Raw genomic sequence first — 20,566 nt, forward strand, 5'->3', positions numbered from 1 at the left:
TTTTTATCGAACCTGGAATTGAGCCTATCCAGGGAACGGCTCCCGGTTGAGAAAACCTCTCGATTTTACAGTCACTTAACTCGGGGAAACGTGGAACAGGTCATGAAAGATCTCAAGTCTCAAGCCAGCAGAAGCACGACCCCCGGCAAGGGAGGCCTCACTCCGGAGATTCAATCCCGGATCGGGCACCAGTTGCGCGCCATGTATGATGATGTGGTGCGACAAGGGGTTCCAGATCGGTTCGCCGAACTGATCAAGAAGCTTGATGCGCCGGGAGCGACACCCCACGTGGGACATGAAGGCGGATCCAACGACAACAATGGGAGGGATTAATGCCTCTCACGGACTCCCTGCGTAACGACATCCTGGCGGCCGTGCCCAGTCTGCGCGCGTTCGCCATTTCGCTCAGCGGCAATGCGGACCGCGCCGATGATTTGGTCCAGGAGACGCTGCTCCGCGCGCTCGCCAACATCGACTCGTTCCAGCCTGGCTCCAATCTGCCGGCATGGCTGTTCACGATCCTGCGCAACCTTTTCCGCTCCGACTATCGCAAGCGGCGGCGCGAGGTCGAGGATGCCGAAGGCAACTACGCCAAGACGCTGAAGACACAGCCGTCGCAGAACGCGCATCTCGAGTTCGAGGAGTTTCGCACGGCGCTCGACAAGCTTCCGCAGGACCAGCGTGAAGCGCTGATTCTGGTCGGCGCCTCCGGCTTCTCCTACGAAGACGCGGCCTCGATCTGCGGCTGTGCAGTCGGCACGATCAAGAGCCGCGTCAACCGCGCGCGCTCGAAGCTCGCCGCGCTGCTCTATGTCGATGGCGCCGAGGATTTTGGCCCGGACGAGACCGTGCGGGCCGTGATCGGCGGCAGCGGCGGCTGACGGCCGGCGTCCTCAAGGACGTAGATGAAGATGAAGGCGGCCGTTCTCACGGCCGTCTTCGCGCGCGTCCGACAGCGATAGCGGAAGCTACGCCGCTTGATCACTCGTCCGCGAAGGTCACGGTCTCGGCCACGCTGGCGCGCGAGGTGCGGTAGCTGTTGACCTTGTGAGCGTCGTCGGCATAGCCGAACGAAATGCCGCAGACGACGCGGCGATCGTCGGGCAGATTGAAGTGGCGGCGGATCAGCCCGGAATGCCGCGCGAGCGCCGCCTGCGGAATCGTGCCGAGCCCGAGTGCCTGCGCAGCCAGCATGAAATTGGAGACATAGGCGCCGCAATCGATCGCACCGTAAATGCCGAGAGGCTCGTTGGTGTGAATGATGGCGACATGCGGCGCGCCGAAGAAATTGTAGTTCTCCAGCGCCTGCATGGCGTAGGCGCCTCTGTCGCCGCGGGCGATGCCGAGCGTGTTGTAGAGCTGAAAGCCGCTTTCGCGGCGGCGTTCGAGATAAACACCGACATATTCGCGCGGCGGGGTGAAATCGTAATCGTCGCCGAGACCGCCTGAGGCCTCCGTGTAGATCAGCTTCCGGAAGCGCTCCTTGGCCTCGCCGCTGGCGATGATCACCTGCCAGGGCTGGCTGTTGCACCAGGACGCGGTGCGCTGCGCGGTGGTCAGCACATGCTCGATGGTCGCGCGGTCGACCTCTTTGGGAAGGAAGGCGCGGACGGAGTAGCGCTCGTTGAGCAGCTCTTCGAGCACGCCGATGCGATCGTTCTGTTTGACTGTAGCGTCCATGGTTCAGCTCGCGCTCTTCTCGTAGGGTGGGCAAAGGCGCATCGCGCCGTGCCCCCCGACAGGCTTGCTCCGGAGCATCTGCATATGGTGGGCACGCTTCGCTTTGCCCACCCTACGAGATACAGCGAGAGGTGAGATCATCGCCCCTTGGTCGGGATCTTGTTATACGGCACGTCCTTGTCGACGCGGATGTCGCCGGGCAGGCCCAGCACGCGCTCGGCGATGATGTTGCGCAGGATCTCGTCGGTGCCGCCGGCGATGCGCATCGAGGGCGAGGACAGCAGCATCTGCTGGAACTGGCCCTGCACCGTCTCCTCGTCGTTGCCGGTGAGAACACCGGCCGCACCCTGGAGGTCCATGGCGTAGGTCGCGATGTCCTGCAGCATCATGCCTGACACCAGCTTGCCGATCGAGTTCTCCGGGCCCGGCCGCTCGCCCTTCGACAGCGCCGAGATCGTGCGATAGCTGGTGTATTTCAGCCCGCTCGACTTCGCCGCCCAGCTCGCCAGCTTCGAGCGCACCGCGGGATCGTCGATCGCGAGGCCATCTTCCAGCATCAGATTGGAGCAGAGCTCGAACATCTCAGGCACGCCGGTCGCAAGGCGCGAGCCGATCGACATGCGCTCGTTCATCAGCGTGGTCAGCGAGACGCTCCAGCCCTCGCCGACGGCCCCTAACCGCTGGCTGTCGGGGATGACGACGTCGGTGAAATAGACCTCGTTGAACTCCTGCATGCCATTGGCCTGCCTGATCGGACGAACCTCGACGCCGGGGCTCTTCATGTCCAGGAAGAACATGGTGAGGCCCTTGTGCTTGGGCACGTTCGGATCGGTCCGCGCGATCAGGAGACCGTAGTCGGAGTAATGCGCGCCAGAGGTCCAGATCTTCTGGCCGTTGACGACCCAATTGTCGCCCTTCTTCTCCGCGCGGGTGCGCAAGCCGGCGACGTCCGAGCCGGCAGACGGCTCGGAGAACAGCTGGCACCAGATCTCCTCGCCCGAAGCCAGCTTCGGCAGATAGCGGCGCTTGGCGTCGTCGCTGCCGAAGGCCATCACGGTCGGGCCGCACATGCCTTCGCCGATCTGGAACGGCTGCGTCAGCTTGCCGTAGACACCCTCCTCCTGCTGCCAGATCACCTTCTCGATCGGCGTCGCGCCACGGCCGCCATATTCCTTCGGCCAGTGCAGGCAGGCCCAATTGCCCTCGAACTTCTTCTTCTGCCAGGCTTTGCCGACCTCGACGATATCTTGCTTGGCAAGCCGAATGCGGCCGAGCGAGGATTTTGAAAGCTCGGCGTGCAGCTCCTTCGGCGCATTGGCCTCGACCCATTGGCGCGCGGTCTGGCGGAATGCGGCTTCCTGCGGGGTGTCGTCGAAATTCATAACGGCCCTCTCGATCCTTGATCAGTGCGTAGGGTGGGCAAAGCGAAGCGTGCCCACCACCTTCTCTCGATAGACTTCTTGGGCACGGCGCGTGCCGCGCCTTTGCCTACCCTACGATTCTAGCCTCTTCCCTTCGTCGGGATCTTGTTGAACGGCACGTCCTTGTCGACACGGATATCACCGGGCAGGCCCAGCACCCGCTCGGCGATGATGTTGCGCATGATCTCGTCGGTGCCGCCTTCGACACGGGTGCCGGGCGCGCGCAGCAGCATCGCCTGGAAACGGCCGGCGAGCTCGCCATCCTCGCCGCTGACGACGCCGCTCGCACCCTGCAAATCCAGCGCGTAGGTCGCAACGTCCTGGATCATCGAGCCCGCCACCAGCTTGCCGATCGAATTCTCCGGCCCCGGCCGCTCGCCTTTCGACAGCGCCGAGATCGCGCGCATGCTGGTGTATTTCAGCCCGCTCGCCTTCACCGCCCAGTTCGCCAATTTCGAGCGCACCGCGCGATCCTCGATCGCCGGACCATCGTCGAGCATCAGGCTGGAACAGTACTCGAACAACTCAGGAAAGCCGGTCGAGACGGCCGCGCCGATCGCGCTGCGCTCATTCATCAGCGTGGTCAGCGAGACGTTCCAGCCGTCACCGACCTCGCCGAGGCGCTGATGATCGGGAATGCGGACATTGGTGAAATAGACCTCGTTGAAGTCGGAGGCGCCGCTGGCCTGCTTGATCGGCCGCACCTCGACGCCGGGGCTCTTCATGTCCAGGAAGAACATGGTGAGGCCCTTGTGCTTGGGCACGGTGGGATCGGTCCGCGTCAGCAGGATGCCGTAGTCGGAATAATGCGCGCCCGAGGTCCAGATCTTCTGCCCGTTGATGACCCAGTCGTCGCCGTCCTTCTCGGCGCGCGTGCGCAGGCCCGCGACGTCGGAGCCGCCGGCGGGCTCGGAGAACAGCTGACACCAGACCTTCTCGCCGGAAGCGAGCGGCGGCAGATAGGTGCGCTTATGCTCCTCGCGCGCGAACGCCATCATGGTCGGCCCGCACATGCCGTGGCCGATGATGAACATGCGGGACAACTGGCCGTACGGCCCTTCTTCCTGCTGCCAGATCACGCGCTCGATCGGCGAGGCGCCGCGCCCGCCATACTCTTTCGGCCAGTGCAGGCAGGCCCAGCCGGCGTCGGCCTTCTTCTTCTGCCAGGCTTTTGCGACCTCAAGAATGTTGGCGTTCTTGAGCACGGTGCGGCCGAGCGAGGATTTGCGCAGCTCTTCCTCGTATTGCGTGGGCGCATTCGCACCGATCCAGGCGCGGGCGGCGGCGCGAAATTCGGCTTCCTGAGGGGTGTCGTCGAAGTTCATGGTCGTCTTCTTACCTTCGTAGGGTGGGTTAGCCGAAGGCGTAACCCACCTCTTTGGTTTCCTCGTCGACGGAAGTGGTGGGTTACGCCCAGCGGATCGCGCTTCGCGCATCCGCAGGACTAACCCACCCTACGAACCTAATTACGCCGCGTTCTTCTTGCGCATGCGGTCGATCAACTGGTCTTCCCAATAGGACAGGCTGCCGAGGCCGAGCGCCATGGCGTTGGCGCGGCGGTAGTACATGTGGCAGTCGAACTCCCAGGTGAAGCCCATGCCGCCGTGAACCTGGATGTTGTTCTTGGCGCAGTGCTGGAATGCCTGCGTCGCGCTGATGCGTGCGGCAGCAGCGGCTTCCGGCAATTCAGCCGCGTTGGTCGAGAGCGCCCAGGCGCCGTAATAGCTGTTCGAGCGCGCCAGAGTCGCCGAAACATACATGTCGGCGAGCATGTGCTTGACCGCCTGGAACGAGCCGATCTGGCGACCGAAGGCGATGCGGTCGAGCGCGTAGTCGCGGCCCATCTCCAGCGCGCGGTCGGAGCCGCCGACCTGCTCGAACGCACACAATACCGCGGCGCGGTCGAGCACCTGGGTGAGGATGCTCCAGCCTTCGCCGGCAGCTCCCAGTGGCTCGGCCTTGCAGTCTTTGAAGGTGATCTCGGCCTGCCCGCGGGTCGGATCGAGATTGGTGAGGCTTTTCACCTCGACGCCGCCGGCTTTGAGATCAACCAGGAACAGCGAGATATCACCGTCGCGTCCGCTCGAACCTGTGCGCGCAGCAACCACGGCGAAGTCGGCAATCGCACCATCGGCGACCGGTTTCTTGACGCCGTTGAGCACGCCGTTCGCAGCCGTCAGCTTGACGTTCTTCGGCGCGGGATTGCCCTTGCCCTCGAACAGCGCCAGCGTGCCGATCGCCTCGCCCGAGGCAATGGCCGGCAGCCATTTCTTCTTTTGCGCGTCGCTGCCGGCGATCAACAGCGCTTCGGCGGCGAGATACACGGTCGACGAGAACGGCACCGGCGCGTTCGCGCGGCCCATCTCCTCGGCGATCACGCAGAGCTCGAGATGACCGGCGCCCGCGCCGCCGAACTCCTCGGGGATCGCGACGCCGAGAAAGCCCATCTCGGCGAGGCCCTTCCAGAGCTCCTTGTCGTAAGGCGCCTTGCCGTCGAGCACCACACGCACCGCCTTCGGCGAGCATTTTTCCGTGAGGAATTTGCGCGCCTGATCGCGGAGCTGCTTCTGGTCGTCGGAGAAGTCGAAGTTCATGGCGCGTACCCGTGTTGATGATGTCGATTACTTGAGAACGATGACGTCTTGATCCGGCTTGTCGGCATACAGCCGCTCCACCATTGCGGCGCGGCGCTCGAGGCCGGCGCGCTGATTGATGTAGCCCTTGTCGGTAAGCTCGTTGCCGTCGATCGAGGGCGGCTCGACCATCAGCATGGCCCGCGCGATGATGCGGCTGCTGGCGCCCTCGCACTCCTTGTTGTGAGTTTCCAGCCCGCGCCTGAAGCAGGCGAGCACTTCAGGATGCTTCACTGCGTCCTCGAAGTTCAGCTCGGGATTGCCGACAAGTTGCCGGCAGGCGTGCAAATTGGGCCAGGCCAGCAGGCCGATGAACGGGCGGTCCTGCCCCGCGACCAGCGCATCGTGCACGACAGGCGTCGCAGCTGCGATCGTATCGGTGCGGAGCGAACCGACATGCACGAAGGTGCCGGTGGTGAGCTTGAAGTCTTCGACCACGCGACCTGCAAAGATGATGCCCTTCACCGGATCGGAATCGTCGACGAAAATGCCGGCATCACCGATGCAGTAAAAGCCTTCCTCGTCGAACATCTGCTTCGTCAGCTCCGGCTGGCCGAAATAACCGGGCGTGACGTTGACGCCGCGCAGCCGCAATTCGTATTTCGAGCCGCACGGCACCATCTTCAATTCGACGCCGGGGAATGGCAGGCCGATCAGGCCGACGCGCTCGGTATCCCAATAAGTGCCGGTCGAGGTCGGCGCGGTCTCGGTCGAGCCCCAGCCGGTGTAGAACACGATACGCTCGCCGGTGGTCTTCACCGCGAGGGCCTGCATGCGGTCGTAGAGATCGTCAGGCAGCCGTGCACCGCCATAGGCCATGATCGAGAGGTTCTTGAAAAAGGAGCGGCAGAGCGCGTCGTCCTTCTCCATGGCGGCCGCGAGCGCGGCATAGCCGGCCGGCACGTTGGCGTAATAGGTCGGCGAGATCTCGCGCAGGTTTCGCAGCGTCTCCTCGAACTGACCCGGCATCGGCCGGCCGTCGTCGATATAGAGCGTGCCGCCATCGACCAGGATCGGGTGGAATGCCGCGTTGCCGCCCATGGTGTGATTCCAGGGCATCCAGTCCAGCATGGTCGCAACAGGGCCATCAGGCGAACGTGGCCGCACCTGCATCATCATCGCTGCATTGGCGCACATCATCTTCTGCGTGTTGATGACCGCCTTGGGCATGCCGGTCGAGCCTGACGTGAACAGCAGCTTGCCGACGGTGTCGGGCGTGATCTTCGCGATCGACTCCTCGACGTCCTCGGTCACCGGAGTTGCCGCGAGCTCAGCAAAGCTGACGCTCTTGATGCCCTCACATGGCCGCGCGACGTGAACCACGGTGACGCCGGCGAGGTCGATCGCCTTCAGTGCCTTCTCGAAGGTCGGGCCGTCCTGCACCATCACCACGGCCGGCTTGATCAGGTCGAACAGGTATTTCAGCTTGACGTGATCGTGGCTCATCAATGAGTAAGCCGGCGACACCGGCGCTGCCGGGACGCGCGCCTGCATCGCGGCCTGCGTCATCAGCGCATGCTCGATCGAATTGCCGGAGAGGATCGCAACGGGGCGACCATCGAGTCCGAGGTTGAGCAGACCTTGCGTCAACGCATCCACAGTGCGCTTGGCTTCGCCATAGGACACCCTGCGCCATTCGCGATTGGGACCGCCGCGCTGCGCAAGCCAGATGCGCTCGGGCGCTTCCTTCGCCCATTTCGCCAGCGAGGCCGGGATGTGCTTCTCGTAAGGCTGCAGCGGAATGCGCGACTTCAGCACCACCGTGCCGTCGCTGCGACGCTCGACGTCGATGTCGCGCGCGAGCCACTCGATCTTGCGAAAGGCGGGCTTCGTCATCACGGCCGCCGCGCTTCCACTCATTTTGCGTCTCCCGGAATTATCGTCCTTTGCGGATCGTTCTCGTTCAGCGCTTGATATAGACAGGCTTTCGCTTCTCAAGGAAGGCCCTGATGCCTTCCGAAAATTCCTCCGAGCGGCTGCACAGGACCTGGTTGCGATCCTCCATCGCGATCGCCGCCTCCAGCGATCCCGCATCGACGCTCATGTTGAGACATTCCTTGGATAGCCGCAGGCCCACGGGCGAGGCCGTCATCATCGCCTCGACATAAGGCTCGGCCGCGTCATCGAGCCTGTCCTCGTCCACGACTTCCGAGACGAGGCCAACCGCGAGCGCGCGCTCCGCGCCGATGAAGCGCCCCGTGAGGATCAGCTCCGACGCCACGGATACGCCGACCAGCCGCGGCAGGAAATAGCTGGTGCCGATGTCACAGCCACCGAGGCCGAGCTTGATGAAGGCGCAATTCATTCGCGCCGATCTCGTCGCGATGCGGATGTCGGAAGCCAGCGCCAGCGCAAATCCGCCGCCGGCGGCCGCACCTTGCACCAGCGTCAGGATCGGCTGCGGACAACGTCGCATCAGCATCACGATGTCAGCGATGCGGCGCTGCGAGTCCAGCGACTCCGTGACGCCAGGCGGCTCCTGTTGCCCGGCACGGCGGGCCATCGCCGCCTTGAGATCGAGGCCTGCACAGAAATTCCTGCCGGCGCCCTTCAGCACCACGACACGCGTGTCACGGTTGCGTTGAAGGCCCTGGAAGTAGTCGTTGAGCGCGTCGATCAGCGCCGGATCGAGCGCGTTGAGCTGTTCCGGCCGATTGAGCGTCACCCGGTCGACGCCGTCGTCATGCTCGATCAGCAGCGGTTGGGACATGGGGGCGCTCCTGGATCCGCTCTTTGAGTGGCGGTTATTGCGCCCTCTCCCCTTGTGGGAGAGGGCAAGATCGCTGTCAGCCTAGAGTTCACTTGGGTGAGGGGTCTGTCTCCGCAGACGAGATCGGGGAGAGAGACCTCTCATCCGGCGCTTCGCGCCACCTTCTCCCACAGGGGGAGAAGGAAGAAGAGCGCCGCTTACCTCGGCGCCATACGGATGGCGCCGTCGAGGCGGATGGTCTCGCCGTTCAGCATCGCGTTCTCGACGATGTGCACCGCGAGCGAGCCGTATTCCTTGGCATCGCCGAGGCGCGAGGGATGCGGCACCTGCGCGCCCAGGCTCTTGCGGGCTTCCTCGTTCAGCCCCATCAGCAGCGGCGTGAAGAACAGGCCGGGCGCGATGGTGTTGACGCGGATCTTCTGGCTGGCGAGGTCGCGCGCGGCCGGCAGGGTCAGGCCGACGACGCCGCCCTTCGAGGCCGAATAGGCGATCTGGCCGATCTGGCCTTCATAGGCCGCGACCGACGCCGTGTTGATGATGACGCCACGCTCTTCACCGACGGGTTCGATCGTGACGAGGCGCTCGGCGAACAGCCGCAGGCAGTTGAAGGTGCCGATCAGATTGACGTTGATGATGCGCGCGAACTTTTCCAGCGGATAGACGCCGTCGCGGCCGACGATGCGCTGCGAGCCGCCGATGCCGGCGCAGTTCATCAGCACCCGCGCAACGCCATGCGCGGCTTCCGCCTTGGCGATCGCGGCCTTGATCTGCTCTTCGCTGGTGACGTCGGCATGGAGCGCCACGCCCTTCACCTCGGCCGCGACCTTCTCGGCATTCTCTTTGTTTTGGTCGATCACGCCGATCCTGGCGCCCTTGGCCGCCATGGCGCGGGCGGTCGCCTCGCCGAGGCCCGAACCACCGCCGGTGATGAGAACGGCTACGTCTTTCAATTCCATGACAGGCTACCTTTCCTTGGACGTTTCTTCTCTAGACTTGAGAGTTGCGGCCGGATCATCCGGCCGCGGCAGCTTCCTCGGCTTGCGTGAGGATGCCGCCGCAGATCAGCGTTTCCATGTGCTTGATATATTGCCGGCAGACGTCGTCGGTGACCGGGCCGACGCCGGTCGCGCGAGACATCGCGTGCCGGCCGAAGAACAGATGATCGCAGGCGCCGATCAGGCTGGTGTAGAACAGCACCGGATCGGTCTGGCGGAACTCGCCGCGGCTGACGCCCTCGGCGAGCAGGCGACGGTGAAAGTCGAGCAGCGGCGCCACGAAGAATTTTGAAACTTCGTCCGCGGAGCCGGCGACGCTCTCATGCAGGAGATAGTGGATCAGCCGGTTCATATAGGGGAACCGGTGATAGGCGCGGATGATGCCGCCGATATGCAGCTTGAGCTTCGCCGTCGCCGTGATCGGCTGCGCCAGCAGATATTCGAGATTGGACATCTCGGTCGCGGCATCCCGCGCGAGCAGTGCCAGCAGCAGCCCGTCCTTGTTGCCGAAGTGATATTTGACCAACGCGGCGTTGGCGCCCGACTTCTGCGCGATGTCGCTGAGCGAAATCTCGATCGAGGAGCGTTCGATCATCAGCTCGCTCGCGGCCACGAGCAATTTCTCTGCCGTGGAATTTTTTCCGCTGGGGAGCCTGTTCGGTACGCTGGTAGTCACGGAGATCCCTGAATGCACCTCGATAGGCGCGCAGATAAGCCCAAGCAGCGCCTCATCACAAGAATTAATTGATCGATTGACTAAATGATCTTGCGTCCCTTAAATCCGCCCCGACAACCGACCCAATCAAGAATTCAGGGAGAGACCGACATGGCCGAGGCTTACATCGTCGCCGCTGCGCGTACCGCGGGCGGGCGCAAGGGGGGCCGTCTCGCCGGCTGGCATCCGGCCGATCTCGCCGCAAAAGTGCTGGACGAGCTGGTCGACCGCACCAAGGTCGATCCTGCGCTGGTCGAAGACGTGATCATGGGCTGCGTGATGCAGGTCGGCGAGCAATCCAACAATGTCGCGCGCAACGCGATCATGGCCTCGAAGCTGCCGGAGAGCGTGCCGGGCACCTCGATCGATCGCCAGTGTGGCTCCTCGCAGCAGGCGCTGCACTTCGCCGCGCAAGCCGTGATGTCCGGCACCATGGACGTCGTGATCGCCGCCGGCGTGGAATCGATGACGCGGGTGCCGATGGGCCTGTCCTCGCAGCTCGCCGCCAAGAACGGCTTCGGCCATTACAAGAGCCCGGGCATCGAGGCGAGATATCCCAACATTGTGTTCAGCCAGTTCACCGGCGCGGAGATGATGGCGGAGAAGTACGGCCTGTCGAAGGATGATCTGGACGAATATTCCTATAACAGCCATCAGCGCGCGATCGCGGCGACCCAAGCCGGCCACTTCAAGAAGGAGATCGTACCGCTCGAGATCACCCGCGCCGACGGCTCCAAGGACACCCACCACATCGACGAGGGCATCCGCTTCGATGCCACGCTCGAGGGCATCAAGGGCGTCAAGCTGATCGCCGAGAACGGCAAGCTGACCGCGGCCAGCGCCAGCCAGATTTGCGACGGCGCCTCGGGCGTCATGGTGGTCAACGAGCGCGGCCTCAAGCAGCTCGGCGTCACACCGCTGGCGCGCATCCACCACATGACCATGACCGGCGGCGATCCCGTGATCATGCTGGATGCACCGCTGCACGCCACCAAGCGTGCGCTGGAGAAGGCCGGCATGAAGATCGGCGACATCGACCTATTCGAGGTCAACGAGGCCTTCGCCTCGGTGCCGACCGGCTGGCTCAAGACCACCGGCGCCGACCCTGACCGCCTCAACGTCAATGGCGGCGCCATCGCGCTCGGCCATCCGCTCGGCGGCTCCGGTACCAAGCTGATGACGACGCTGGTTCACGCCCTGCACCAGCGCGGCAAGCGCTATGGCCTGCAGACCATGTGCGAAGGCGGCGGCATGGCGAACGTGACGATTGTCGAGCGACTGTAAGAAAAAACAAAAGCGAGTAGTGAGTGGCGAGTAGCGAATGGTGAGTAGGCGAAGAGCGGTTGCCCTTCTCCCCTATTCGCCACGCGCTACTCGCCATTCGCGTTTTGAGGAAACGCCATGACTCACCCCTCCATCCATGCCCGCACCACGCCCGACAAGATCGCCTACCAGATGGCCGGCACCGGCAAGGCGATCACCTATCGCGAGCTCGACGAGCTTTCGAACCAGGGCGCGCATTTGTTCCGCTCGCTCGGCCTCAAGGCCGGCGACCACGTCGCGCTGCTGATGGAGAACCGCCTCGCCTTCATGGAGCTCTGCTGGGCCGCGCAGCGGAGCGGGCTCTACTACACAGCGATCAGCCGCTATTTGAAGCAGGACGAGATCGACTACATCATCGCCGATTGCGGCGCCAAGGTCGTGATCACGACGCCGAAATGCGCCGACCAGATCAAGGGCCTGATCAAGGGCGCCGCCGGCGAGCCGATCTTCTACATGATGGACGAGCCGCTGCCCGGCTTCCGCTCCTACGACGAGGAAGCAGCAAGTCAGCCAATCACACCGATTGCCGACGAGATCGCCGGCTATGACATGCTGTATTCGTCCGGCACCACCGGCCGGCCCAAGGGCGTCAAGAAGGCGTTTGAAGGCAAAGCCATCGATATGCCGAATCCGCTTCTGAAGGTGCTCTGCGCCGACATGTGCGGCATGAACACCGAAAGCACCTATTTGTCACCGGCGCCGCTCTATCACGCAGCTCCCTTGCGCTTCAACATGATGGCGATCGTGCTCGGCGGCACCTCCATCATCATGGAGCATTTCGACGCCGAGGAATTCCTGACGCTGGTCGAGAAATACAAGGTGACGCAGTCGCAGCTCGTGCCGACCATGTTCGTGCGCATGCTGAAGCTGCCGGACGAGATCCGCGCGAAGTACAACGTCTCCACGCTCAAGGGCGCCATCCACGCCGCGGCGCCCTGCCCGGTCGACGTAAAGGCCAGGATGATCGAATGGTGGGGGCCGATCCTGATCGAATATTACGCGGGCTCGGAAGGCAATGGCGTCACCGTCTGCAGCTCGAAAGAATGGCTGGCGCATCGCGGCAGCGTCGGTCGCGCCGTGGTCGGCAAGATCAAGATTCTCGACGAGAACGACGAAGAGCAGCCGACGGGCGAGATCGGCACGGTCTATTTCGCCGACGCTCCGGCGTTCACCTATCACAACGACCCCGAGAAGACGAAGAAAGCCTACAACGCCAAGGGCTGGTCGACGCTCGGCGACGTCGGCTATCTCGACAAGGACGGCTTCCTGTTCCTCACCGACCGCAAGTCCTACATGATCATCTCCGGCGGCGTGAACATCTACCCGCAGGAGACCGAGGATGTGCTGATCACCCACCCCGAGGTCGCCGACGTTGCGGTGTTCGGCGTCCCGAACGAGGAGATGGGCGAAGAGGTGAAGGCGGTGGTGCAGCCGCACGACATGAAGCGTGCCGGCAAGGCGCTCGAGGCCGATTTGATCGCCTACTGCAAGGGCCGCCTCTCTGCCATCAAGTGCCCGCGCTCGATCGATTTCGAAGCCGAGCTGCCGCGCACGCCCACGGGCAAGCTGGTGAAGCGGCATTTGCGCGACAAATATTGGCCGAAGACGGCGGCGAAGATCTAGCGGAGGTCTCGTAGGGTGGGCAAAGGCGCGAAGCGCCGTGCCCACGACGTCTCTATGTTACGACGAGACGGTGGGCACGCTCCGCTTTGCCCACCCTACGGCACGGGTGCAAGCCGCCTCAATCGAACAAACTCGGCGTATGGTTCACCAGCGCGCCTTCGATCTCGAGCATCTTCAGCTTCGTCACCACGCCGCCATTCGCCGAGAAGCCGCCGGGCTTGTTGCCGGCAGCCAGCACGCGATGGCAGGGCACCACGATCGGGCACGGATTGTGGCCGAGCGCCTGGCCGACGTCGCGCGAGAGCTGGACGCCGCCGAGCTGCTTGGCGATGTCGCCATAGGTGATGGTCTTGCCGGGCGGGATGGCACGGGCGATCGCGTAGACGCCGCGGTTGAACTCGGGCACGCCGTCGAGATCGAGCTCGATATCGGTGAGGTCATCCGGCTCGCCTGCGAGCAGTTTTGTCATGCGGTCGATCGCCTGCTGCACCTCGGCGGTCGGCTCGGTCTCAAGGGCATCGCCGTGGCGCTGGCTGATGCGGGTGCGGATCTTCTGCTCGCCGCCCATCGGCAATTGCGTGCCGTTGATGCCGCGCGGGCCCCAGGCGATTGCGCAGAGGCCGATCCTGGTATCGAACAAGGCAAAGTGCTGGTCGGTCATGGCTTGGTTCCTGAGCTTGCGTTGCCGTCGCATGCCCCCAATGTGATCTCGGACCAAATCTAGGCTTGGAAATAGTTGCGATCCACCCGGTTTCCGGGAATCTTGCACAGGAGTTCCAATCCCTTCGCGAGCCCGGAATGCAAAGCCTCCACGTCAACGGATACGACATGCCCTATCTCGACGTGGGCGAGGACAGCGGCCGGCCGCCGCTGGTCTGCGTGCACGGCTCGCTCAACGACTTCCGGGTCTGGGGCTGCGTCCTCGGCCCGCTGTCGCAACGGCACCGGGTGATCGCGGTCAGCCTGCGGCACTTCTTCCCGGCGCGATGGGACGGCATCGGCGACACCTACTCGATCGCCCAGCATGTCGACGACGTTATTGCCTTCATCGAGGAGCTCGACCTCGGGCCCGTCGACCTGATGGGCCATTCCCGCGGCGGGCACATCTGCTTCCGCGTGGCGCAGCGGCGGCCGGATCTGTTGCGGCGGCTGATCCTCGCCGAACCCGGCGGCGAACTCGATGCGAGCCTCGATCCCGACTATGTCGGCGGGCCCTCGCCGCTCCTGGCGCGGTTCACGGCCTCGGCCGAGAAGATCGCGGCCGGCGACGTCGACGGCGGCCTTGCCGTGTTCGTCGACACGCTGGAAGGCGCCGGCACCTGGCCGCGGCTGCCAGCCCTGGTGAAGCAGAACCTTCGCGACAACGCCACCACCCTGATCGGCCAGGTCCGCGACAACCGTCCGCCGTTCTCCAAGGCGGATGCGGAGGCGATCAAGATGCCGACGCTATTCGTCCTGGGAGCGCGAACCAAAGGCCTACTGCCAAAAGTACTGCATGCGCTCGCTGCGCATGTGCCCTATTCCAAGACCGCGATCATCCCGAACGCGACGCATCCGATGTTCGAGCAGGCGCCGCAGAAATACTCCGAAGTGGTTCTCGACTTCCTGGCGAGCTGATCATGCAGACATTCCGCGTCAACGGTTACGACATGGCCTATCTCGAAGTCGGAGAGGGCCATCCGCTGGTCTGCGTGCATGGCACGTTAGGGGATTTCCGGACCTGGTATTCGGTGCTCGGCCCGCTCTCGAAATCCCATCGCGTGATCTCGGTCAGCCTGCGGCATTTCTTCCCCGAACATTGGGATGCCGTCGGCGACGACTACAAGATGGCGCAGCACGTTGCCGACACGATCGCTTTCATCGAGCAGGTGACGCCCGCACCGATCGACCTGATGGGCCATTCGCGCGGCGGCCACATTTCCTTCCGCGTGGCGCAGGCCCGGCCTGATCTGCTGCGAAAACTGGTGCTGGCCGAGCCGGGCGGCGATCTCGACACATCCCTGCCGGTGCCGGAAGGCACGCCCGCGCATCCGCCGCTCGCGGCGCGCACCGCGCGCTCGGTCGAGATGATCCGCGCCGGCGATATCGAGGGCGCGCTGCAGAATTTCTACGAGGGCATCGAGGGTGACGGCTCGTGGCGGCGCGTGCCCGCGGCGGCCAAGCAGCAGCTGCGCGACAACGCGCTCACCTTCCTTGGCCAGATCAACGAGCAGCGCCGGCCCTACACGCTCAGCGATGCGCAGGCGATCCGCACGCCGACGCTGCTGATCGGCGGCGGCGCGACGACGGGAAGCCTGTCGGTGATGTGGCGCGTGCTGGCCGCGCACATCGCGGGCGCGCAAACGGCAGTCATTCCGAACGCCGGCCACTGGATGTTCGAGCAGGCGCCACTGGAGTTCGGCGAGGTGGTGAGCCGGTTCTTGGCGGAGTAGGTGCTCTCGTCGCCTCTCCCCGCAAGCGGGGAGAGGCGAGGGAAAGAGACCTCACACCTTCCACACGCCGACCGGCATCTTGATCGTTGCATTCAGCCGGTTCCAGACATTGATGGTCGCGATCGACAGGATCAACGTTGCGAGCTCGCGTTCGTCAAAGTGCTTGGAGGCCTCGTTCCAGATCGCGTCGGGCACCGGATCCTCGCGGTCGGCGAGGCGCGTGACGGCCTCGGTCAGCGCCAGCGCGGCGCGCTCGGCGTCGGTGAAATAGGGCGCATCGCGCCAGGCGGACACGGCGAACAGGCGCTCGTCGGTCTCACCGAGCTTGCGGGCGACCTTGGGGTGCATGTCGACGCAGACACTGCAACCGTTGATCTGGCTGGCGCGGAGGTGCACCAGTTCCAGGAGCTTTTCCGGCAGCCCCTGCTTGGTCAGATTGCCGAGGGATTGCAGGACATTCATGGCCTCGGGGAGGACCATGACAGGGTGATTCATGCGGGCGTGCATCTTTTTCGTCTCCATCGCTCGAATGTCGAAGGTTCCGGTCACATCGGCCGGATTGGCTTCGTCATGGGCATGACGGATCGCGACGAGGGAATGTGACCGATGACCGAAAAAAACTTCGAAGACGATTTTCTCAGCCACCAGTTTGAAGCGAGCCGGGACCATTTGCGCGCGGTCGCCTACCGCATGCTTGGCTCCGGCGCCGAGGTCGACGATGCCGTGCAGGAGGCCTGGCTGCGGGTCAGCCGCTACGACATGTCCGATGTTGCGAATTTGCGCGGCTGGTTGACGACCGTGGTCGCGCGCATCTGCCTCGACATGCTGCGCGCACGGAAGTCGCGCAAGGAAGAGCCGATGGGCCCGCATGTGCCCGAGCCGCTCGACGAGACGCGGGAGCGCGAGGCGGAGATGGCCGATTCCGTCGGCGCGGCGCTGCTCGTCGTGCTCGAGACCTTGCAGCCGGCGGAGCGGCTCGCCTTCGTGCTGCACGACATGTTCGCAGTGCCCTTCGAGGAGATCGCGCCGATCGTCGGCCGCTCGGTCGACGCATCGCGGCAACTCGCGAGCCGGGCGCGGCGGCGCGTGCAGGGGGCGCCGGTGCCCGAGACCGACCTGTCGCGCCAGCGCGGAATCGTTGATGCCTTCCTCAAAGCGTCGCGCGAAGGCAATTTCGAGGGGCTGCTCGCCGTGCTCGACCCCGACGTCGTCTTCCGCGCCGATCAGGCCGCGGTGCGGCTCGGCACGCTGCCGGAGATCCGGGGCGCGGATGCGGTCGCACAGCTTTACAAGGGCCGCGCCCAGGCCGCGCGGACGGCACTGGTCGACGGCGAGATCGGCGTTGCCGTCATCCTCGGTGGCCAGCTGCGCATCGCGCTGCGCGTGACGTTCAAGGGCGAACGCATTGCCGGAATCGAGGCGCTGGCCGATGCGGAAAGGATCGCCGCACTGGAGGTGGAGGTGCTGGAGGGTTGAGGCGGAGGTTTTTTCCGCGAAAACAACCCCATGCACAGTAGACGGGTATAGCGATATCAATGACTTAGCGAAGCCGCGCGGGCGCCCTGGGCGCGGGCGCGCAGCCGGTCTTGACGCCCTCCCCCTCCCGCGATACCTTCGAATACGGAATTCCGTATTCCCTCGCAGGAGCTGCCGGCGTGATCCCTCTCGACCCGCTCCCAAACCTGATCGATCAGGTCTATGCCCGCATCCTTGAGGCGATCTCCGACCGCACGCTTGAGCCCGGCCAGCGCATCCGGCAGAACGAGCTCGCCGACAAGCTTGGCGTGTCGCGCCAGCCTGTCTCGCATGCGCTGCACCTGCTGCACCGCCAGGGCCTCGTCGCCGAGAGCGGCAAGCGCGGCTTCGAGGTCACCCAGCTCGATCCCGCGCACATCCGCCAGCTCTACGAGGTGCGCGGCGCGATCGACGCGCTGGCCGCGCGGCTTGCGGCGAAGCGCGCCGCCAGCGACGCGGCAGGACGCGCGCGGCTGGAGGCTGCGTTCGCCGCGGGGCGCGGCATCGACCGCAACACGACACTCACTGAACTGATCGTGCTCGACGTGGATTTTCACCGCGCGATCTATCAGCTCGCCGGCAATCCCGTGATCGAGGAGACGATCGCGCCGCAATGGCCGCATATGCGGCGTTCGATGGCGACGGTGCTGTCGGAGCTCGACTACCGCGGCAGCGCCTGGGCCGAGCACGCTGATATTGCCGGACACATTCTCGCGGGCGACGCGAAGGCCGCCGAAGCCGCTGCGCTGGCGCATGCGCAGACGGCGGGACGGATGACTGAGGAGAGATTGAGGGCGACGGAGGAAGCGGCGGCGTAGCGATTTGCGCTGTCATTCCGGACGCGCGACGCGCGACTACGGTGCGCAAGTGCGCAACGGAGTTCGGTCCTGCGGACCGCCCCGGAACGACGAAACGACAAATAAACAAAACAGGAGGAAACGACCCATGAAACTGTCTCAAGAGCAATTGGAGTTCTTCCACCGCGAGGGCTGGCTGTTCCTGCCCGAGCTGTTCAATCAGGAGGAGGTCGATCTGCTGGCGCGCGAGGCGGTCGGCATCTACGACGCCAACCGTCCCGAAGTCTGGCGCGAGAAGAGCGGCGCGCCCCGCACGGCGTTTGCCGCCCATCTTTACAACGAGGCGTTCGGCCTCCTCGGCGCGCATCCACGCATGATCGACCCGGTCGAGCAGCTGTTCGGCGAGCCCGTCTACATGCACCAGTTCAAGATCAACGCGAAATCGGCCTTCACCGGCGATGTCTGGCAATGGCACCAGGATTACGGCACCTGGAAGCGCGACGACGGCATGCCGGAGCCGCGGGCCATGAATATCGCGATCTTCCTCGACGAGGTGATGCCGATCAACGGGCCTCTGATGTTGGTGCCGCGCAGCCAGAACGCCGGCGATCTCGAAGCCTCGCACGACCTCGCCACCACCTCCTATCCGCTGTGGACGCTGGACGAGGCGACGGTGACGCGCCTCGTCGCGCAGGGCGGCATCGTGGCGCCGACCGGCAAGCCAGGCGGCATGCTGATGTTCCACGGCAATCTCGTGCACGGCTCGGCCGGCAACATCACGCCCTTCCCGCGCAAGATCGTGTACCTGACGCTGAACGCGGTCTCGAACTACATCCGCAGCCCGACGCGGCCGGACTACATCGCACATCGCGACTTCGCCCCGATCAAGACGGTGGACGACGACGCGCTGCTGCGGCTTGCCCGTGCGCCGCGGCAGGCGGCGGAGTAAGTAGGTCTCGCGCCCCGGACGCAGCGCAGCGCTCCTTCAGCGATGCGCTGCTGAGCCGGGGCCCATGCCGCGCTGATAGTTTCCTTTCTGGATCCCGGCTCTGCGCAGCAGCACTACGTGCTGCACCGCGTCCGGGACACGACCATTACCAGGACAATCCCCCATGAACCTCTTCCGCCTCCTCCAGGCCCGCGCGTCCGCCGGCAAGCCGGTCCGGGTCGCATTGATCGGCGCAGGCAAGTTCGGCTCGATGTTTCTGGCGCAGGTGCCGCATACGCCGGGGTTGGAGGTGCCCATCATCGTCGACATCGACCGCGACCGCGCGCGCGAGGCCTGCCGCACCGTCGGCTGGAGCGCCGAGCGGATCGCCGCAACCGTCTTCACCGATGACGGCGCGCGCGCCATCGCCGGCGGCGCCATGGACGTGGTTGTGGAGGCGACCGGAAATCCCGCCGTCGGGATCAGGCATGCGCGCGCCGCGATCGCGGCGGGCAAGCATATCGTGATGGTGAATGTCGAGGCCGACGTGCTGGCAGGTCCGCTGCTCGCCGAGGAAGCGCGCAAAGCGGGCGTGGTCTATTCGCTCGCCTATGGCGACCAGCCGGCGCTGACCGCCGAGATGGTCGACTGGGCCCGCGCCACCGGCTTCCGCGTCGTCGCCGCCGGTAAAGGCACAAAATATCTGCCGGCCTATCACGACGTGACGCCTGACGGCGTCTGGCAGCATTACGGCCTGACCGCAGGCGAAGCGCAGTCGGCCGGCATGAATCCGCAGATGTTCAACTCCTTCCTCGACGGCACCAAATCGGCGATCGAGATGGCCGCGATCGCCAACGCCTGCGCCCTCGACGTGCCCACGGACGGCCTGCTGTTTCCGCCCTGCGGCGTCGACGATCTGCCGCACATCATGCGGCCGCGCTCGCATGGCGGCGTGCTGGAGCGGCCGGGCGTGGTCGAGGTCGTCTCCTCGCTCGAACGCGACGGAAGGCCGGTTTTTCGCGACCTGCGCTGGGGCGTCTATGTCGTGCTGGAGGCGCCGAACGACTATGCCGCTGACTGCTTCAGGCAATACGGCCTCAAGACCGACGGCAGCGGACGCTATGCTGCGATGTACAAGCCGTATCATCTGATCGGGCTCGAGCTGAACATCTCGGTGCTGTCGGCGGCGCTGCGGGGCGAGCCGACCGGCCAGGCCAGCGGCTTCCGCGGCGACGTTGCGGCAGTGGCCAAGCGCAATCTGCGCGCGGGCGAGATGCTCGACGGCGAAGGCGGCTATACGGTGTGGGGCAAGCTGGTACCGGCGGCCGCGAGCCTCAAGGCCGGCGCGCTGCCGATTGGCCTCGCCCACCGCCTGAAGCTGAAGCACGACGTCGCGCACGGCGCGGTGGTGCGCTGGAGCGACGTCGAGTTCGACGCCGGCAACGAGACGGTGAAGACGCGCAAGGCGATGGAGGCCGCGTTCGCAGCGCAGCATTGAGCGGCGCCACCGCAAGCTCAACCAAAGTGCGCTTGATTTGCGATCCCCCTTTGGTCATCCTGCACCTCGATCCGGGAACATAGAATTTCGGACGCAATAAAACGTCGGCCACCGGCGAAGACAAAGCGACGACAAGATCGCGATCCCTCGTCGAGGACTCGACAGGACAGGGAGGGACTACATGGAACGTCGTAAATTCCTGACGGCGGGCGGGCTGGGCCTGGCCGCGAGTGCCGTTGCCGCGCCGGCCGTTGCGCAGTCGATGCCCGAGGTGAAATGGCGGTTAGCTGCGAGCT

Annotated in this window: 21 protein-coding genes (1 of these 21 running past the window's edge); 11 read left to right on the forward strand and 10 right to left on the reverse strand. The window is 64.7% G+C overall.

Annotated features, from left to right (window positions below; genetic code table 11):
* Positions 1-102: 102 nt before the first annotated feature.
* Together A3AS_RS0103475 and A3AS_RS0103480 are read left to right on the forward strand one after the other, a co-directional pair.
* Positions 103-333, forward strand: a complete 231-nt coding sequence (locus A3AS_RS0103475) for a NepR family anti-sigma factor (protein ID WP_026201628.1) — start codon at positions 103-105, stop codon at positions 331-333.
* Positions 333-881: a sigma-70 family RNA polymerase sigma factor gene (locus A3AS_RS0103480; protein ID WP_018316216.1), complete on the forward strand. Its 549-nt coding sequence runs from the start codon at positions 333-335 to the stop codon at positions 879-881. The genes A3AS_RS0103475 and A3AS_RS0103480 overlap by 1 nt, the downstream gene beginning before the upstream one ends.
* Before the next feature lie 100 nt (positions 882-981).
* Here A3AS_RS0103480 and A3AS_RS0103485 read toward each other — a convergent pair whose 3' ends face one another.
* From A3AS_RS0103485 to A3AS_RS0103520, 8 genes are all read right to left on the reverse strand, one after another.
* Positions 982-1,680 (reverse strand): nitroreductase, encoded by a 699-nt coding sequence (locus tag A3AS_RS0103485; RefSeq protein WP_018316217.1) that lies wholly within the window; start codon positions 1,678-1,680, stop codon positions 982-984.
* A gap of 137 nt (positions 1,681-1,817) precedes the next feature.
* Complete coding sequence (locus tag A3AS_RS0103490; RefSeq protein WP_018316218.1) at positions 1,818-3,062, reverse strand: acyl-CoA dehydrogenase; 1,245 nt, start codon at positions 3,060-3,062, stop codon at positions 1,818-1,820.
* Between the two features lie 119 nt (positions 3,063-3,181).
* Positions 3,182-4,426 (reverse strand): acyl-CoA dehydrogenase, encoded by a 1,245-nt coding sequence (locus A3AS_RS0103495; protein ID WP_018316219.1) that lies wholly within the window; start codon positions 4,424-4,426, stop codon positions 3,182-3,184.
* Positions 4,427-4,567: 141 nt separating this feature from the next.
* Entirely contained in the window at positions 4,568-5,695 is a 1,128-nt protein-coding gene (locus A3AS_RS0103500; protein WP_018316220.1) for an acyl-CoA dehydrogenase family protein, read from the reverse strand.
* A gap of 27 nt (positions 5,696-5,722) precedes the next feature.
* Complete coding sequence (locus A3AS_RS0103505) at positions 5,723-7,594, reverse strand: AMP-binding protein (protein WP_018316221.1); 1,872 nt, start codon at positions 7,592-7,594, stop codon at positions 5,723-5,725.
* Positions 7,595-7,637: 43 nt separating this feature from the next.
* Positions 7,638-8,444, reverse strand: a complete 807-nt coding sequence (locus A3AS_RS0103510) for an enoyl-CoA hydratase/isomerase family protein (RefSeq protein ID WP_018316222.1) — start codon at positions 8,442-8,444, stop codon at positions 7,638-7,640.
* Between the two features lie 197 nt (positions 8,445-8,641).
* A complete protein-coding gene (locus tag A3AS_RS0103515) occupies positions 8,642-9,400 on the reverse strand; it encodes an SDR family NAD(P)-dependent oxidoreductase (RefSeq protein WP_018316223.1) in 759 nt (252 codons plus the stop codon).
* Between the two features lie 55 nt (positions 9,401-9,455).
* On the reverse strand, positions 9,456-10,115 hold the full coding sequence (locus A3AS_RS0103520) for a TetR family transcriptional regulator (RefSeq protein ID WP_198293677.1): 660 nt from the start codon (positions 10,113-10,115) through the stop codon (positions 9,456-9,458).
* Positions 10,116-10,265: 150 nt separating this feature from the next.
* Between A3AS_RS0103520 and A3AS_RS0103525 the strand changes: the two genes are divergently transcribed.
* Complete coding sequence (locus A3AS_RS0103525) at positions 10,266-11,438, forward strand: acetyl-CoA C-acetyltransferase (protein ID WP_018316225.1); 1,173 nt, start codon at positions 10,266-10,268, stop codon at positions 11,436-11,438.
* 117 nt (positions 11,439-11,555) lie between these two features.
* A complete protein-coding gene (locus A3AS_RS0103530; protein WP_018316226.1) occupies positions 11,556-13,100 on the forward strand; it encodes an acyl-CoA synthetase in 1,545 nt (514 codons plus the stop codon).
* A gap of 118 nt (positions 13,101-13,218) precedes the next feature.
* On the opposite strand, the gene A3AS_RS0103535 is transcribed toward A3AS_RS0103530, so the two are convergent.
* Positions 13,219-13,761 (reverse strand): methylated-DNA--[protein]-cysteine S-methyltransferase, encoded by a 543-nt coding sequence (locus tag A3AS_RS0103535; RefSeq protein WP_026201630.1) that lies wholly within the window; start codon positions 13,759-13,761, stop codon positions 13,219-13,221.
* 137 nt (positions 13,762-13,898) lie between these two features.
* Between A3AS_RS0103535 and A3AS_RS0103540 the strand changes: the two genes are divergently transcribed.
* Together A3AS_RS0103540 and A3AS_RS0103545 are read left to right on the forward strand one after the other, a co-directional pair.
* Complete coding sequence (locus A3AS_RS0103540; protein WP_018316228.1) at positions 13,899-14,717, forward strand: alpha/beta fold hydrolase; 819 nt, start codon at positions 13,899-13,901, stop codon at positions 14,715-14,717.
* 2 nt (positions 14,718-14,719) lie between these two features.
* The gene (locus A3AS_RS0103545) at positions 14,720-15,532 is read left to right on the forward strand and encodes an alpha/beta fold hydrolase (protein ID WP_018316229.1); all 813 of its coding nucleotides are present in this window, start codon (positions 14,720-14,722) and stop codon (positions 15,530-15,532) included.
* A 51-nt stretch (positions 15,533-15,583) separates the two neighbouring features.
* Here the strand turns inward: A3AS_RS0103545 and A3AS_RS0103550 are convergent, their stop codons facing one another.
* Complete coding sequence (locus tag A3AS_RS0103550; protein ID WP_026201631.1) at positions 15,584-16,039, reverse strand: carboxymuconolactone decarboxylase family protein; 456 nt, start codon at positions 16,037-16,039, stop codon at positions 15,584-15,586.
* A gap of 99 nt (positions 16,040-16,138) precedes the next feature.
* On the opposite strand from A3AS_RS0103550, the gene A3AS_RS0103555 reads away from it, so the two are divergent.
* The 5 genes from A3AS_RS0103555 to A3AS_RS0103575 form a co-directional block, all read left to right on the forward strand.
* Entirely contained in the window at positions 16,139-17,008 is an 870-nt protein-coding gene (locus A3AS_RS0103555) for a sigma-70 family RNA polymerase sigma factor (protein ID WP_018316231.1), read from the forward strand.
* Positions 17,009-17,187: 179 nt separating this feature from the next.
* Positions 17,188-17,865 (forward strand): GntR family transcriptional regulator, encoded by a 678-nt coding sequence (locus A3AS_RS0103560; protein WP_018316232.1) that lies wholly within the window; start codon positions 17,188-17,190, stop codon positions 17,863-17,865.
* Between the two features lie 127 nt (positions 17,866-17,992).
* A complete protein-coding gene (locus A3AS_RS0103565; RefSeq protein ID WP_018316233.1) occupies positions 17,993-18,793 on the forward strand; it encodes a phytanoyl-CoA dioxygenase family protein in 801 nt (266 codons plus the stop codon).
* Between the two features lie 163 nt (positions 18,794-18,956).
* Entirely contained in the window at positions 18,957-20,270 is a 1,314-nt protein-coding gene (locus A3AS_RS0103570) for an NAD(P)H-dependent oxidoreductase (protein ID WP_018316234.1), read from the forward strand.
* A 181-nt stretch (positions 20,271-20,451) separates the two neighbouring features.
* On the forward strand, positions 20,452-20,566 hold the beginning of the coding sequence (locus A3AS_RS0103575; RefSeq protein ID WP_018316235.1) for a TRAP transporter substrate-binding protein. Its footprint extends 974 nt past the window's final position; 115 of the gene's 1,089 nt are visible here — the first part of the coding sequence; it begins with the start codon at positions 20,452-20,454; its stop codon lies off the right edge, out of view.

This window comes from Bradyrhizobium sp. WSM2793, from assembly GCF_000379585.1.
GTDB lineage: Bacteria > Pseudomonadota > Alphaproteobacteria > Rhizobiales > Xanthobacteraceae > Bradyrhizobium.